Origin of the sequence: Niallia sp. FSL R7-0271, from assembly GCF_038005785.1 — a bacterium.
Classification (GTDB): Bacteria; Bacillota; Bacilli; order Bacillales; family Cytobacillaceae; genus Niallia.
This window is the reverse complement of sequence record NZ_JBBOTZ010000001.1, coordinates 2991600-3007017: the sequence shown is the minus strand read 5'-3', so window position 1 is coordinate 3007017 and position 15418 is coordinate 2991600. Positions and strand designations below refer to the sequence as shown.

General features: G+C 39.2%; 15 protein-coding genes and 1 other annotated feature. Of the genes, 9 read left to right on the top strand and 6 right to left on the bottom strand.

Annotation, left to right across the window (positions count from 1 at the left end; all coding sequences use genetic code 11):
• Positions 1-37 precede the first annotated feature (37 nt).
• Together MKX82_RS15335 and MKX82_RS15330 are read right to left on the bottom strand one after the other, a co-directional pair.
• Positions 38-610 (bottom strand): class I SAM-dependent methyltransferase, encoded by a 573-nt coding sequence (locus MKX82_RS15335; protein ID WP_233317617.1) that lies wholly within the window; start codon positions 608-610, stop codon positions 38-40.
• A complete protein-coding gene (locus tag MKX82_RS15330) occupies positions 607-1569 on the bottom strand; it encodes a TIGR01212 family radical SAM protein (protein WP_233317619.1) in 963 nt (320 codons plus the stop codon). Before MKX82_RS15330 ends, MKX82_RS15335 begins: the two co-directional genes overlap by 4 nt.
• A 197-nt stretch (positions 1570-1766) precedes the next feature.
• Between MKX82_RS15330 and MKX82_RS15325 the strand changes: the two genes are divergently transcribed.
• The gene (locus MKX82_RS15325; protein WP_233317621.1) at positions 1767-2030 is read left to right on the top strand and encodes a YtzC family protein; all 264 of its coding nucleotides are present in this window, start codon (positions 1767-1769) and stop codon (positions 2028-2030) included.
• Between the two features lie 57 nt (positions 2031-2087).
• Here MKX82_RS15325 and MKX82_RS15320 read toward each other — a convergent pair whose 3' ends face one another.
• Complete coding sequence (locus MKX82_RS15320) at positions 2088-3281, bottom strand: MDR family MFS transporter (protein ID WP_237941818.1); 1194 nt, start codon at positions 3279-3281, stop codon at positions 2088-2090.
• 235 nt (positions 3282-3516) lie between these two features.
• Here MKX82_RS15320 and MKX82_RS15315 point away from each other — a divergent pair, with 235 nt between their 5' ends.
• The 5 genes from MKX82_RS15315 to MKX82_RS15295 all read left to right on the top strand — a co-directional run bounded on the left by MKX82_RS15315 (position 3517) and on the right by MKX82_RS15295 (position 8865).
• Positions 3517-4089, top strand: coding sequence for a histidine phosphatase family protein (locus MKX82_RS15315; protein WP_341078206.1), 573 nt, complete (start codon positions 3517-3519; stop codon positions 4087-4089).
• Between the two features lie 22 nt (positions 4090-4111).
• Positions 4112-5287 (top strand): amidase, encoded by a 1176-nt coding sequence (locus MKX82_RS15310; RefSeq protein WP_341078204.1) that lies wholly within the window; start codon positions 4112-4114, stop codon positions 5285-5287.
• Positions 5288-5397: 110 nt separating this feature from the next.
• Positions 5398-5622, top strand: a binding site (T-box leader).
• 72 nt (positions 5623-5694) lie between these two features.
• Positions 5695-8115: a leucine--tRNA ligase gene (leuS, locus tag MKX82_RS15305; RefSeq protein ID WP_251646814.1), complete on the top strand. Its 2421-nt coding sequence runs from the start codon at positions 5695-5697 to the stop codon at positions 8113-8115.
• A gap of 145 nt (positions 8116-8260) precedes the next feature.
• Entirely contained in the window at positions 8261-8566 is a 306-nt protein-coding gene (locus MKX82_RS15300) for a rhodanese-like domain-containing protein (RefSeq protein WP_233317631.1), read from the top strand.
• Positions 8567-8682: 116 nt separating this feature from the next.
• Positions 8683-8865, top strand: coding sequence for a sporulation protein Cse60 (locus tag MKX82_RS15295; RefSeq protein WP_233317723.1), 183 nt, complete (start codon positions 8683-8685; stop codon positions 8863-8865).
• Between the two features lie 29 nt (positions 8866-8894).
• On the opposite strand, the gene MKX82_RS15290 is transcribed toward MKX82_RS15295, so the two are convergent.
• On the bottom strand, positions 8895-10169 hold the full coding sequence (locus MKX82_RS15290) for a BaiN/RdsA family NAD(P)/FAD-dependent oxidoreductase (protein WP_233317633.1): 1275 nt from the start codon (positions 10167-10169) through the stop codon (positions 8895-8897).
• Between the two features lie 216 nt (positions 10170-10385).
• Here MKX82_RS15290 and MKX82_RS15285 point away from each other — a divergent pair, with 216 nt between their 5' ends.
• Together MKX82_RS15285 and MKX82_RS15280 are read left to right on the top strand one after the other, a co-directional pair.
• Positions 10386-12011 carry a putative polysaccharide biosynthesis protein gene (locus MKX82_RS15285; RefSeq protein WP_233317636.1) on the top strand — a complete coding sequence of 542 codons (1626 nt, stop codon included), beginning with the start codon at positions 10386-10388 and terminating at the stop codon, positions 12009-12011.
• 51 nt (positions 12012-12062) lie between these two features.
• Positions 12063-12782 (top strand): pseudouridine synthase, encoded by a 720-nt coding sequence (locus MKX82_RS15280; RefSeq protein WP_233317725.1) that lies wholly within the window; start codon positions 12063-12065, stop codon positions 12780-12782.
• A gap of 92 nt (positions 12783-12874) precedes the next feature.
• Here the strand turns inward: MKX82_RS15280 and MKX82_RS15275 are convergent, their stop codons facing one another.
• Positions 12875-13096 carry a DeoR family transcriptional regulator gene (locus MKX82_RS15275; RefSeq protein ID WP_127736905.1) on the bottom strand — a complete coding sequence of 74 codons (222 nt, stop codon included), beginning with the start codon at positions 13094-13096 and terminating at the stop codon, positions 12875-12877.
• A 380-nt stretch (positions 13097-13476) separates the two neighbouring features.
• On the opposite strand from MKX82_RS15275, the gene MKX82_RS15270 reads away from it, so the two are divergent.
• Positions 13477-14718: a M48 family metallopeptidase gene (locus MKX82_RS15270; RefSeq protein ID WP_233317638.1), complete on the top strand. Its 1242-nt coding sequence runs from the start codon at positions 13477-13479 to the stop codon at positions 14716-14718.
• 40 nt (positions 14719-14758) lie between these two features.
• On the opposite strand, the gene MKX82_RS15265 is transcribed toward MKX82_RS15270, so the two are convergent.
• Positions 14759-15208, bottom strand: coding sequence for an NUDIX hydrolase (locus MKX82_RS15265; protein WP_341078199.1), 450 nt, complete (start codon positions 15206-15208; stop codon positions 14759-14761).
• Between the last annotated feature and the right edge of the window lie 210 nt (positions 15209-15418).

Sequence of the window (15418 nt, the reverse complement as noted above, 5' to 3'; positions counted from 1 at the left end):
AAATCAGTCTTACTGATTATCCGGCATTTTTTCTTATTTATCTTTTCTCAATGGCAATAATAAAAGGCGGGTTGTTTTTTTGGTTAATGAACTGATATTTTAGAACATGCGCTTTTTCCTGACTGAAGTTTTCAGCGAATGTAAGCAGCTCATCTCTTTCTTGTGCACCTTCAGTATGTCCATGATAAATGACAAGAATAATGATTCCTTCTGGTGCAAGCATGTTAAATATTTGTTCGACTGCCATTATAGTCGTGTTCGAATTTGTAACGATTGATTTATCTCCACCAGGCAAATAGCCTAAATTGAAAATAGCACCCTTCACAAGTCCATGCAGTTTTTCAGGAATAATTTTTTCCACATTTTCATGCCCTGTTTTAGTAAGAATTACCCGATTAGTAAGGGACTGGGCTGCAAGTCTGCTTTTCGTTGCTTCAAGGGCCTGATCCTGAATATCGAAGCTGTATACCTTGCCGCCTTCTCCTACAAGGTTTGCCAGAAAACAGGTGTCATGACCATTTCCCATTGTCGCATCAATGGCAATATCGTCTTCATCGATTGCATTTTCTAACAATGTTCTTGCAAAGGGAAGTATGCGTTCCAGCTTCATATCGTCACCTTTTCCGCATTATAAAATTTTCCTTGCCAGCTGTCACGTCTTTTCAATTCTGCATCAATGCTGTTCAGTACATCCCATTTGTTGACACTCCACATTGGTCCAACCATTAAATCAATCGGTCCATCGCCTGTAATTCGATGAATGATCATACTTGGCGGCAATATTTCCAGCTGGTCGCAAACAAGCTGAATATATTCGTCAAAGGTTAGAAACTTAAGCAATCCTTTTTCATATTGTTTAACCATAGGTGTGCCCTTCAGCAAATGAAGCAAGTGAATTTTAATTCCTTGCACATCAAGCTTGCTCACTTCTTTCGCTGTTTCCATCATCATTTCATTCGTCTCAAGTGGAAGCCCGTTAATGATATGAGAGCAAATGCGGATATTATGTTTTCTCAGTTTATTAACACCATCCACATATGTTTGATAATCATGGGCTCTATTAATAAGCTGTGCTGTTTTTTCATGGACAGTCTGCAAGCCAAGCTCCACCCATAAATAGGTGCGCTCATTCAGTTCTGCCAAATATTCAACAACATCATCAGGAAGACAATCTGGTCTTGTCGCAATGGAAATGCCGACAACATTTTCCTGCTTCAAAACAGTTTCATACTTTTCTCTCAGCACTTCAACAGGAGCATGTGTATTTGTGTATGCTTGGAAATAAGCCATATATTTGCCGTCTTTCCACTTTTCATGCATTTTGTTTTTTATATCGTGAAATTGCTTTTCCAATGAATCGACACGATTCCCTGCAAAGTCACCGCTACCAGCAGCACTGCAGAAAGTACAGCCGCCGTGTGCCACCGTGCCGTCCCGGTTAGGGCAATCGAAGCCTCCGTCTAGTGCGATTTTAAATACTTTATGTCCAAACTCGCCTCGCAAATGATAATTCCATGTATGATATCTTTTATTATCAGCTGCATAAGCAAATGGATTTTGCTGACTCAAAAGAATGACCTCCTTATAATGCAATCTAAATGCATAACAAAAATTTTAACATGTAACTGCTGCTTCTCCAAACAGTTTTATATAAACCGCTAATTCAGTAAAGAAAAGGAAGTCATAAGAAGGTTGCAGACTACAGATAATATGTAGCGAAGCACTATTGCTTCAAAGACAGCAACACTTGTTGGGAGGGCTATATATTGGCAACTCGTGATTCTATGGATGAGCTTTTGGAAAGATGTAATACAGCGATAGGCTATGCAGAAGAACAGTATAAAATTGCTCAAATGCAGGAGCATTATAATATAGAAGAATATACAGATGCACAATTTCAGCTGGAAAATGTATTTAATGACTTGCAAACGATGGATCATAGTGCCAACGCGCAGCAAAGGGATCAATTATACAGAATGAGGCTGCTTATACAGGATAAGCAAAATCAAATGGCCCTACATTTACCATAAAGAGTCTTAGTAATGCATCAAAAAGGGCGATTCTAATGATGAATCGCCCTTTTAATATTATTCTGTTTTAGGTACTCTAAGCTTGCTGGTTTTTAATGGTGCATCATAGAAGTAAGCAGCTGCCATACCAATAACAAGTAAGAAAATTAATACAGGTACAAGCAGGCCAATTCCATTAACATCGACTAGATAGCCTCCTAATAAAGGACCTATCATTCTGCCGCCGGTTGCTGTACTGTTGATAATACCTTGGAAGAAGCCTTCCCGTCCCTTTGGTGCCAGTTTATCTGCAATGGTTGGAACGGCTGGCCATATTAACATTTCCCCTACGGTGAGAATGATCATGGCAGCTAAGAACCCTGCAAACATGTCTGCTTGACCGACGATAAGGAAAGAAATAATAAAAATAACAATACCAATTAACATCTGCATTTTTACAGAAGAACATATTTTCTTCGTAAACAGACTGATGAGAGGCTGACCAAAAACGATTAAGCCGCCGTTAACGGCCCATAGTAAACTGTATTGTGCAAGCGGAATATTTAACTCTTGTGTATGTGTAGAAATGGTCGCTTGCCATTGTACATAACAAATCCAGCACAGCAAATAACCGAAGCCGAGAATAGTAAGGGCATAAAGAGCTGGATTTCGATGTGCTTTCTTTCTTTTTATACCATTGTCTCCTGCCGTTTGCACAATTGGTTGAACTTGGATGTTTTTATAGCTCAATAAAGCAATAAAGAAAAATACAACATACATAAATGTATTAGAGATAAAAATCCAAGTGAACGAATAGGAAGCAATTAGCCCGCCAATTGCTGAACCTAATGCAACTCCAGCGTTTTGGGCAACATAAATGCTGTTAAACGCTTTTCTGCCTCCCTCTGGCCAGACATTTCCTGCCATTGCATACATGCTTGGATAAATAATCCCAGATCCAAAGCCTGACAATGTGAAGAAGAAGCAATAAGCTTCCCAAGCATTCCAGACGGACAGCCCTAACAAGGACAAAGCTGTTAACGAAATTCCCAGAAGAATGGAGAGATAGCCTCCTAATTTATCATAAAGCGCGCCGCCAACCAAATTCCCGATTACACTTGCACCAGAATTAAGCATTAAGATAAAACCGGCAACTGTAAGAGATTTTCCGAGGTGGTCGTGGATATATATACTGTTTAATGGCCAAAGCAAAGAAGAGCCGGTGACATTGACAGCCATTCCAATTACTAAAAGCCATAGTGCTCTAGGCATATGTGGTGCTCCTTTACCATTTAATTTGCTACCAGCAATAAGTGTAATGCGATTTTAGAACTCCTGCAATAGAAATAACTCCATCTGCATGAAGGCGGAAAATTAGTTATTTTCTGTTAATTAAAACGGTTACTTTTAACAACCGTGCGAATAAAACAGATAATTTATTGAAAAGTTAGACTATTTAATCTACAGTAGAAATATCATGCTCTTGTATAGAAAGGAATTAAGATTCATGACAAATATTTGTTTAATAAGGCACGGAGAGACAGATTGGAATTCCTTAGGAAAGATTCAAGGCAGAACCGATATTCCATTGAACTCGAACGGAATTAGACAAGCAGAACAATGCCGGGACTATTTGAAGGAAACTAGCTGGGATCTTATCATCACAAGCCCTCTTATGCGGGCAAAGGAAACTGCGGCTATTATAAACGAGTCTCTAAACCTGCCTATAGTAGAAATGGCCGAATTCATTGAAAGAAGCTTTGGGGATGCAGAAGGAAAAACAAAGGAGGAAAGACAGGTCCTTTATCCTGATATGCTTTATCCTAATGCAGAGCCTTACTGGGAATTGGCAGAAAGACTGAAACAGGGCTTGGCAGATATTCTGCAAAGCTACCCACAGCAAAAAGTTCTCCTTGTTGCTCATGGTGCTGTCATTCATACCATTTTAAGAATTCTGTCAAACGAGGAAATTACATTAGACAATACATACTTAACAAATGCTTGTATAAGCAATATTCATTATAAAGACAGTAAATGGGCGATAAAGGACTACAACATCGTCACACATTTGCAAGTTTAATTACGGGAAGGATGAGGAGAAGATGGTTAAGGATTTTGGGGCATTTGCAAAAAAAGAGGTTGTATTAGAACCATTAAATACAGGGGGATTATCAGGCTTAAGCTTTGCAGTTAAGGATGTGTTTGCTATAAAAGGACATCAGTCAACGGCAGGAAATCCAGATTGGCTCAAGACTCACCCTGCTGCAGCAAGTACAGCTTTCTCTCTCAGCCTGTTACTTAATAATGGCGCAAGGCTTGAAGGAACGACGATAACAGATGAACTGATGTATAGTCTTAATGGAGAAAACTTTTATTATGGAACTCCAATCAACCCGAAAGATCCAAAGCGCATTCCTGGCGGCTCATCATGCGGATCAGCAGTCGCAGTAGCAGCGGAATTAACTGATTTTGCAATCGGAACAGATACGGGCGGGTCTGTCCGAATTCCTTCTTCTTATTGTGGAATCTATGGCATCCGTCCAACTCATAATATTGTTGATATGGAAGGAGTCATTCCGTTAGCTAAAAGCTTTGATACTGTCGGTTGGATGGCAAGAGACGCAGAGACATTACGAAAGGTTGGCAACGTATTGATTAAAGAGGAAGGTTCCAGAGAGCCTTTCACTCGTATTTTGATGGCAGATGATGCATGGGAATTGATTGAACCTAATGCAAAAGAGGCATTATTAACGGAGTTGAAAAAATGGCAGACAGCTTCTTTAACACATTCGCAAACGGTATTGGCAAATGAGGGGCTTGCTGACTGGGCAGAGACGTTCAGGATGCTGCAAGGCAGAGAGATTTGGGAGGAGCATGGAAAATGGATTGAAAAGTATAAACCATCCTTCGGTCCTGGCATTGCAGAACGATTTCAATGGGCAAGCACACTAGCTGAAGCTGATATGTCCCCATTTATAAAGAAAAGACGTATGATTCAAGAAAATATGGAAAAACTGCTAAAGGATGATGGCCTTTTAATCATTCCAACATCACCTGGAAAAGCACCTCTGCTCAATCTGTCGGTGGAAGAACTGGAACTGCGCAGAAGCAGGACATTCCAGCTCTGCTGCATTGCTGGGTTAACCGGCTTCCCGCAGGTGAATATCCCGCTTGCAGAAGTAGACGGCGTTCCTGTTGGTGTATCTGTGATTGCTGGCAAAGGTCAGGATAAAAAGCTCCTGCAATTTATTGCGTCACTTGAAGCAAACAAACGGTGACCGAAATCCTTAACGGTGCATATGCTTAACAAGGAGCTGGCGGAGATAGTTCTTGCTTAATAACTTCTTGCATCCGTGAAGAAAATAACATACAATAAACATCATATAGGGCAACAGCTAGGAAAAGGAATAGTAAAGATGCTTTTTTGTTGAAGAGAGCTGGCGGATGGTGCAAGCCAGTCAAAAAAAATCTTGAACTCGCCTTTGAGTTGCAAGTGTGAACTAACAGTAATGCTTGCCGTACACCGCGTTAAGGGATAAATGAAGCGAGTGATTTATTCACTAATTGTGGGTGGTACCGCGGGAGATATACATATATTCCTCTCGTCCCTATTTGGGATGAGGGGATTTTTTGTTTTCTAAGGAAAACAAACCCTGCGAATAGAAAACTAATAGGAGGAAATAAGATGAGCTTTAATCATCAGAACATAGAAAAGAAATGGCAAAGCTATTGGCAACAAAATAAAACGTTTAAAACAAGTGAAGATAAAGGGAAAAAGAAATTCTATGCACTTGACATGTTCCCATATCCATCCGGAGCGGGCCTTCACGTAGGACATCCAGAAGGATATACAGCTACTGATATTCTTTCAAGAATGAAAAGAATGCAGGATTTTAATGTTCTTCATCCAATGGGTTGGGATGCATTTGGATTACCTGCAGAACAATATGCACTTGATACAGGCAACCATCCAGCACTATTCACAGAAAAAAATATTGAAACATTCAGACGTCAAATCAACTCTTTAGGCTTCTCCTATGACTGGGACAGAGAGATTAACACTACAGATCCAGATTATTATAAATGGACACAATGGATTTTCTTACAGCTATTTGAAAAAGGCTTAGCATATGTTGATGAAGTGGCAGTTAACTGGTGTCCTGCTTTAGGAACAGTGCTTGCCAATGAAGAGGTCATTGACGGAAAGAGCGAAAGGGGCGGACATCCTGTTGAAAGACGCCCGATGAGACAATGGATTTTAAAGATTACAGCTTATGCTGACCGTTTGCTTGAAGATTTGGATGAAGTGGATTGGCCGGAAAGCATTAAAGAAATGCAAAGAAACTGGATCGGACGTTCTGAAGGAGCGGAAGTGACTTTCCAAATTGATAACCATGATGAAACATTCACTGTGTTCACGACAAGACCAGACACACTGTTTGGTGCTACTTATGCTGTACTTGCTCCTGAGCATGCGTTAGTTGATAAAATCACAACAGCAGAGCAAAAGGAAGCAGTTGAAGCATATTTAGAGAAAATTAAGAGCAAGAGTGATTTGGAAAGAACGGACCTTGCTAAAGAAAAAACAGGTGTATTCACAGGAGCTTATGCTGTTAATCCAGTGAATGGCGAAAAAATGCCGATTTGGATTGCAGACTACGTGCTTGTCAGCTATGGAACTGGAAGCATTATGGCAGTTCCTGCACATGATGAAAGAGACTTCGAGTTTGCAAAAACTTTTGATTTGCCAATTAAAGAAGTGGTAGCTGGCGGAAATGTACAGGAAGAAGCCTATACTGGTGATGGAGCGCATGTTAACTCTGACTTCCTTGATGGGCTGCAAAAAGAAGAAGCAATCACTAAGATGATTGCATGGCTTGAAGAGAAAGGCATCGGTACGAAGAAAGTAACCTACAGACTTCGTGACTGGTTATTCAGCCGTCAAAGATACTGGGGTGAACCAATTCCAATTATTCACTGGGAAGATGGCACAATGACAGGTGTCCCTGTGGAAGAATTGCCGCTAACATTGCCTGATACAGCAGAGATTAAACCATCTGGAACTGGTGAATCGCCTTTGGCAAACATCTCTGAGTGGGTTAATGTAGTAGATCCGGTTACAGGTAAAAAAGGCAGACGTGAAACAAACACAATGCCGCAATGGGCGGGCAGCAGCTGGTATTATATCCGCTATATCGATCCGAAAAACAGTGAAGCTATTGCAGACCCTGAAAAGCTGAAAGAATGGCTTCCAGTTGATATTTATATCGGTGGTGTAGAGCATGCGGTTCTGCATTTATTGTACGCACGCTTCTGGCACAAGGTATTGTATGATTTAGGCGTTGTACCTACGAAAGAGCCATTCCAAAAGCTGTATAACCAAGGGATGATTCTTGGTGAAAACAATGAAAAAATGAGTAAGTCTAAAGGTAATGTAGTGAATCCGGATGAAATAGTCTCAAGCCATGGTGCTGATACACTTCGCTTGTATGAAATGTTCATGGGACCACTTGATGCAGCAATAGCTTGGTCAACGAACGGACTTGATGGTTCAAGAAGATTCCTTGACCGTATTTGGAGATTGCTTGTGGATGATAATGGCGAGATTTCAAGCAAAGTTCAAGAAATCGATGAAGCGAAGGGTCTAGACAAAATCTACCACCAAACGGTGAAGAAGGTTACAGAGGACTTTGAAGGATTACGCTTTAACACAGCTATTTCCCAAATGATGGTCTTCATTAATGAGTGCTATAAGGCAGATGCGATTCCAAAAGCTTATATTGAAGGCTTTGTGAAGCTTCTTTCCCCAATTTGCCCTCATATTACAGAAGAGCTGTGGGAAAAACTTGGAAGCTCATCAGGTACGATTGCATATGAAGCATGGCCAGCATATGATGAAGCAAAATTGGTAGACGATGAAATCGAAATCGTTATCCAAATCAACGGTAAAGTAAAAACAAAATTGATGGTTCCAGCTGATGCGAATAAAGATGCTCTAGAGCAAATCGCTATGGAAGACAGTCAAGTGAAAGAGCAAATTGACGGGAAAACAGTCAGAAAGATTATTGCTGTTCCAGGAAAATTGGTTAATATTGTAGCTAATTAATACAGAAGTCCAGCCATACTGTGTGGCTGGACTTTTTTTATATAAAAACAGTGGGCATGTGATTTGCATCTTTTTTTTAATTGTTCTATATTACAATGAGTGGAAGTTAACATGATTCGTACTGGTAGAATGGAGGAAACAATAAATGGAAGATATTAAGATAATTACAACAGAAGAATTAGAAGACAAGCTGAAAAAAGGGGAAAAGCTGGAGCTTGTTGATGTTAGGGAAGATGATGAAGTAGCAGAAGGCATGATTCCAGGGGCTAAGCATATTCGCATGAATGATATTCCTGAAAAGCTAGACTACTTCTCAAAAGAGAAAGAATATATTTTTATATGCCGCTCTGGTAAAAGAAGCGAAAACGTCTGCTATTTCCTTGAAGACCGAGGCTACAAGGTTGTTAACATGGTTGGTGGAATGCTTAACTGGAACGGTGAAACTGTTTAATCTAAAGAACCCTTCGCAGCTTGCTGTGAAGGGTTTTTTATTTTCATATTGTCTAAAATGACGATAAATTGGCTATTATTTTAATAGAATATTCTGATCACTTAGGAGTGTGGATGATGATAAAGGTTAAATTATTTGACCAGGAGCATGAAAAAGATCTGGAAATGGAAATGAATAAGTTCCTGGAGAAGCTTGATGAAAAGAAGCTTTTAGATATAAAGTATAATGTTGCAGCATTACAAGAGGGGGAAGAAGAACAGATTTATTGTTTCTCCTCGATGATTATATATAAAAGCTGAACAGTCTATTAAACCGTTCAGCTAACTTTTTACATAAACATATTTTTTGCTTCAAGAGCGGCATTTACACCAGCAAGTCTTCCTGTCACAAACGCACTTGTGATGTTATATCCCCCTGTATATCCATGGATGTCCAATATCTCTCCACAAAAGAAGAGTCCTGGCATTAGCTTTGATTCCATTGTTTTTGGAGAAATCTCTTTAATAGAGACACCTCCGCCTGTAACAAATGCTTTCTCAAGCGGCATTGTACCGTTGACTTTAAAAGAGAATCCTTTGCAAAGAGAGGTGAATTTTTTTAGCTTATCTTGGGAGACAGTAGCTCCTTGTGCTGCAGGATCAATTTCTGCAAGCTCAAGTAAAAACAGTAAATAGCGTTCTGTTAAGAAACCTTTTAAAATGTTTTTCACCGCTTTTTTAGGCTCGTCCTTAACGAGTTTACTTATTTCTTGGAACAGTGGTTCTTCCTTTTTATCAGGAAATGAATCAATCGAAACAGGAATTTCTGCTAAACCGGTTTTCTTCAGCTCTTTGACGACGAACTGGCTGCAGCGCAATACAGCTGGACCGCTGATCCCAAAATGGGTGAAAATCATATCCATCTTATGTGTGATAATAGGTTTTCCTTTTTGGTTTAATACACTCAGCGCAACATCTCTTAAAGACAAACCTTGTAATGTTTTTTCCTTGATAAATGATTCGCTTGAAGTGACAGGTACTTCTGTTGGAAACAGCTCGGTAATAGTATGTCCAGCACTCTCTGCCCAAGCATATCCATCGCCAGTTGAGCCTGTATGGGGCACAGATTTGCCGCCGACAGCAATGATGAGAGACTTCGTGACTGCCTCTTTTCCGTTTTGCATAAAGATTGTCTTAGTGCCGTCTTCATTATAGGATACCTTTTTAACAGGAGTATTTGTCCGGATTTCAACCTTCAGTCTGTCGAGCTCCTGCAATAAGGCATCAACAACAGATTGAGCTTTGTTAGAGACAGGAAACATTCTGCCATGATCCTCTTCCTTTAGAGCAATTCCTAAATTCTCGAAAAAATTAATAATATCTTCATTATTAAAAATCGAAAACCCGCTGTAAAGAAAACGTCCGTTACCTGGAATATGCTTAATAATTTCATCAACAGGAAGCCTGTTTGTGACATTGCATCTGCCGCCTCCTGAAATAGCAAGCTTGCGGCCAAGCTTTTCCCCTTTATCAATTAACAGGACCTTTGAACCAGATTCAGCAGCACCAATCGCTGCCATTAATCCAGAAGGACCGCCGCCAATTACAATTACTTCATATTGCATAGATGAACCTACTTTCTTTTTCCTATATTGAGATCGATTATTATAGACTATTTTCTTCATTTGAAAGCTAAAGTAGCGTTTCTAGTCAAGAAAAGGTAAACTACTAATAGTGTGTATAAAAAATGCTCATTATTACACTTAGTATCATATTCATTTCATGTTAAAATAATTTGTTATGTTAGTTTGCAGCTAAGCTTCATTTAAGGAAGGGATTATATGTCGTCAAAATTGTTGAGAGGTACGTTTATTCTAACACTCGGAACTATGATATCAAAAGCACTGGGATTGTTCTATGTAATCCCGTTTAATATGATTGTCGGAAAAGAAGGAACTATCCTTTATCAATATTCATATGTAGCTTATACGATTGTCATCAGTATTGCAACAGCAGGTATTCCTCTTGCTGTCAGCAAATTCATTTCTAAATATAATGCGATGGGAGAGTACGGTGTCAGCAGGCGGCTTTTTAAGTCAGGGCTTGTTGTGATGACCTGTACCGGATTCGTCTGTTTCCTTGCCATGTATTTCCTCGCACCATTTCTTGCAGAGATTAATATTCCTGAGGATGATCTTAACTCCAGCGTAAAGGATGTTACGACTGTAATTAGGGCAGTAAGCTTTGCTGTTATCGTCGTCCCTGTCATGAGCTTGATTCGCGGTTTCTTCCAGGGACATGAGTCAATGGGACCTTCTGCTGTTTCTCAAGTAGTAGAGCAGATTGTACGAATCGTTTTCATGCTTGGCGGAGCTGCCGCTGTGTTGTATGTACTCAAAGGCGATATTGTAACTGCAGTCAGCATTTCGACATTTGCAGCATTTGTCGGTGCGATTGGCGGACTTGCAGTACTTATCTATTATTGGCTTAAAAGAAAACATCATTTTAACTCCATGCTCCTAGAAGACAGGCAGCAAATTTCGGACATTTCCTTAGGCTCCATGTATAAGGAAATACTTATCTCAGCAGCACCATTTGTTTTCGTTGGAATAGCAAACCCGCTCTTTCAGTTTATCGATACGATTACCTTTAACCGTGCGATGGCTGTTGCAGGTTTAAGTGCCATTTCAGAGACGCAGCTGAATGCATTCAACTATCAGACACATAAGATTGTCATTATTCCAGTTTCCTTGGCAACTGCCTTTTCCATGACACTCGTGCCGATGATAACAAGAGCGTTTGTTAGTGGAGATCAAAAGTCTGTAAACCATAATTTAAATCAAGCATTTCAAATATTATTATTTATTACATTACCGGCAACAATAGGATTATCCGTGCTGGCTGAGCCGGTATATCGTCTGTTTTACGGGACAGTGGATTTAGCTTTAGGAACAGAGGTGCTGCGTTTATATGCACCAGTTGCCATTCTATTTTCTCTGTATGCTGTTACTGCCGCAATCTTGCAAGGTATAAACGAACAGCGCTTTACAGTCTTAAGTCTTTTAGTAGGTTTATTGGTTAAACTGAGCTTAAACATGCCGCTTATTGAAAGATGGGAAGCGAAAGGTGCCATTTTGGCAACAGCATTAGGATATACTGCTGCAATAGTAATTAATATCTTTGTGATAAAAGTTTTTGCGAAGTATCCATTCAGGCTAGTCCTGCGTAGAAGTGTGTTAATCGTTGGTTTTACTTTCCTAATGTTTGTTGGTACGGAAATTATCTACACACTACTCAGGTTATTCTTGGAGCCGAAATCATTAATTTCCTCTCTTCTTATGGTTGGGATTGTCGCGCTGGCTGGAGGGCTGATATACGCTTATCTTGCATACCGCTCTAAGCTTGTTTACATGTTGCTGGGAGAGAGAGCTGAATCAATTAAAAGAAAGCTAAGACTTCCATTTTAAATAGAAGACACATAAATAAAGATGAAACGGATGGCAAGATAAATGAAAAAAATGAGAATTGATAAACTGCTTGCCAATTTAGGATATGGCAGCAGAAAAGATGTAAAGTCGCTGCTGAAAAGCAAGGCAGTTAAGGTCAATGATGAAGTAATTAAAGATGCTAAACAGCAGGTCGACCCCGAGCAAGATGTCATAACATTAAACGGGGAGATAGTGGAATATAAGGAATTTATTTATCTGATGATGAACAAGCCGCCAGGAGTTATTTCAGCGACTGAGGATGCCCGAGAGGAGACAGTTGTTGATTTGCTGGAAATTGAGGATGCTGTCTACAATCCGTTTCCTGTCGGCCGCCTTGATAAGGATACAGAGGGATTATTGCTGCTTACAAATGACGGCAAACTTTCGCACCGGTTGCTTTCACCGAAAAAGCATGTTCCTAAAACATATTTTGCGGTCATAAAAGGAATCGTTACAGACGAAGATATAGAATCCTTTAAAAAAGGTGTTACCCTTGATGACGGTTATGTAACCAAACCTGGGCACCTTGTTATCTTGAAGGCTGGCGAAACCTCTGATATTGAGCTTACGATTTCAGAAGGCAAATTTCATCAAGTTAAAAGAATGTTTGAGAGTGTAGGAAAGAAGGTCATCTATCTGAAGCGAATTTCGATGGGACCGCTTGCGCTTGACGAAACATTGGAGCTTGGGGAATACAGAGAGCTCACTGATGAGGAGATACAACTTCTTCAAGATTATGAAGTAAATTAAAACATGCAGCATAAAAAAACGCCAAACCAATTTTGGCGTTTTTTTATATTGCATGTAAATATGCAGTATATTATCAATAATCAATCTACGGTTTAAGACGTCATTTTCACTTTTTTTCTAGTTGTTGTCCATTTTCCACGACTTGGACTTTTCACCAAATCGTTATAAGCTAAAACATTCAAATCTCTTTGAATCGTTCGAGGAGTAATACCAAATTCCTCCACTAGCTCTTGTGTTGTTACTGTTCCACGCTTACTAATAAACATGTAGACGGATTTGATACGGTTTAACATCCGGTTAGTTGAAGGTTTCAATAAACCACTCCCTATCCTTTTTTCAAACCTTTGGCAAATTCCTGCGACCGACAGCTTATTTGAAGATTTATTCTTCAAGCGTATGTAATTTTCTTCTTTACAGACAACTCCTTTTCAAATGGCTATAGTGAACAAAAATGAACTTCTATAAATATTGTATCCCTATTTACTTTTTAATTCTACATTATTTGCTCAAATTTACAAAATATTTGATTATTAATGTATAAATATACCACCCCCTGGTTTTTTCCTTACCATATCATATGGTACAAACTATTAACTTTATGATAACAAATTGCATGAAGTACAATAAAAATGTTTATTAACACCTTTTTTTCCATTATAATCAAAAACGATAAACATTTTTGGAGGATATGTGATTGGAAAACATAAGAAAAGATCAGCTAGTTCATCCTAGAGAGAACATTTATTTTGTACTCGTGCTGCTTGTAAGTATCGGCACACTTATTTTATTGCTTTTTTCGGTTATTGGTATTATTATCTATGCAGCAATAATTGCTGTCATGCTGTTTTTACATGCACTTTCGATGGCTGGCATTAGGAGAAATGGAGTTAAACTGGGAGAAGATCAATTTCCTGAGCTTTATGCAAAGGCGGTTGGTATCGCCAAAGATCTTGAACTGAGCAAGCTCCCAGATATATATATACTGGAATCAGAGGGTATCCTTAACGCATTTGCGACCAAGTTTGTGCGCCGGAATATGGTAGTGTTGTATTCAAGTATTTTTGAAATGGTTGACAGAGGTGCGGAAAAAGAAGTCATGTTCATCATGGCTCATGAATTTACCCATTTGAAACGTAAACATGTTCATTACGGTTTTTTCCTGTTGCCGGCATTGTATATTCCTTTCCTGGGAAATGCTTATTTACGTGCATGCGAATATACCTGTGACAGAACAGCAGCCTATTATGTTCAATCATTTACTGCAGCAAAGAATGCCTTGACCATGCTTGGGATTGGTACAACCTTATACAATAAAGTGAATAAACAGGCATATATGGAGCAATTGGAAAAAGAGAGCGGCTTTTTCGTATGGTTCAATGAAAAGCTGTCTACACATCCTCATTTGCCTAAAAGAGTTTATGCAATTGAGTCCTTTTATAATGAAATTGACCTAAAGCCATTAAAGGAATCGAAGAGAGGCATGTGGGTAGGTATTTCCGTATTTGTAGCTGGTGTTATTATTTTCATCGGGTTAGTTAGCGCTGCAGTTGCTGGAATAACATCCTTCATTCAACATTCTGATTTTGCTGAATTCATAAAATCTGGTGGAACAGAGTTTTCATACCCAGAAGATGAAGATTTATATTATGACGGTTATTATACGGAGCTTCATGAAGCAGCATATCAAAATGATATAGATACAGTGAAAACGCTGCTTGATAGTGGGGCAGATCCAAATTCTCAAGATGAAGACGGAATGACACCGCTTATGTATGCAGTTTATCAAGGTGCAGATATGGAGCTTATTCAGCTTTTAATTGATAATGGATCAGATATAAACATAGTAGATGCGTACGGCTATACAGCCTATGATTATGCGACAGAAAGTAATTATCAAGACATTTTAGATTTGTTTGATAGTTATATATATCAATAAGAGACAAGCGGCTGATACATCAGCCGCTTGTTGTTATTTTTTATAAGGTGCAATAGTCCTGCAAAAATCGCCGATGACTGCCAACCATATTTGCAGGCAACTTCTCTAAATCAAAAAATTGCAGTTGAAAGGCCTCTTCCTTGTTAACTTTCATTTGGCCGCTGTACTTCCTCGTATAATAAGCTGCTGTAACGGAGTAGAAGGGATCTCCGTTTGCTGCAACTGTAAAATACTCTTTTCCAGAATAGATGTTTAATAGCTTTAGCTCCTCTACCTGCAAGCCAGTTTCTTCCCAAACCTCTCGTTTAGCTGTTTCTTCTGTACTCTCTGCCAATTCCATTAAACCGCCAGGCAGCCCCCATACTTTATGAGGATGTGTTCTTTCCTGCAAGAGCACTCTTTTGTCCGCATCCTCCATAATAACAACAGCACCAACGAGTATTAACGGCATCTTGCCAACCTTTTGCCGCAGCTCCTTAATATATTCCATAACGCCAACCCTTTCAGAACCTTTTTTTAATATTTTACAGGAAGAAGCGTAAAACCGAAAATTTTTGAATGTCTTATGATTCCTTTATGTGTGGGAATGATAAGAAAAGCAACCAAAAACAGACAAAATCAATACAGGGCTTGTCTTTTATTGATAAGAATTGGTGGGATTATGGTAAAATACTTTTATATATTCTAAAAAACATAAGAA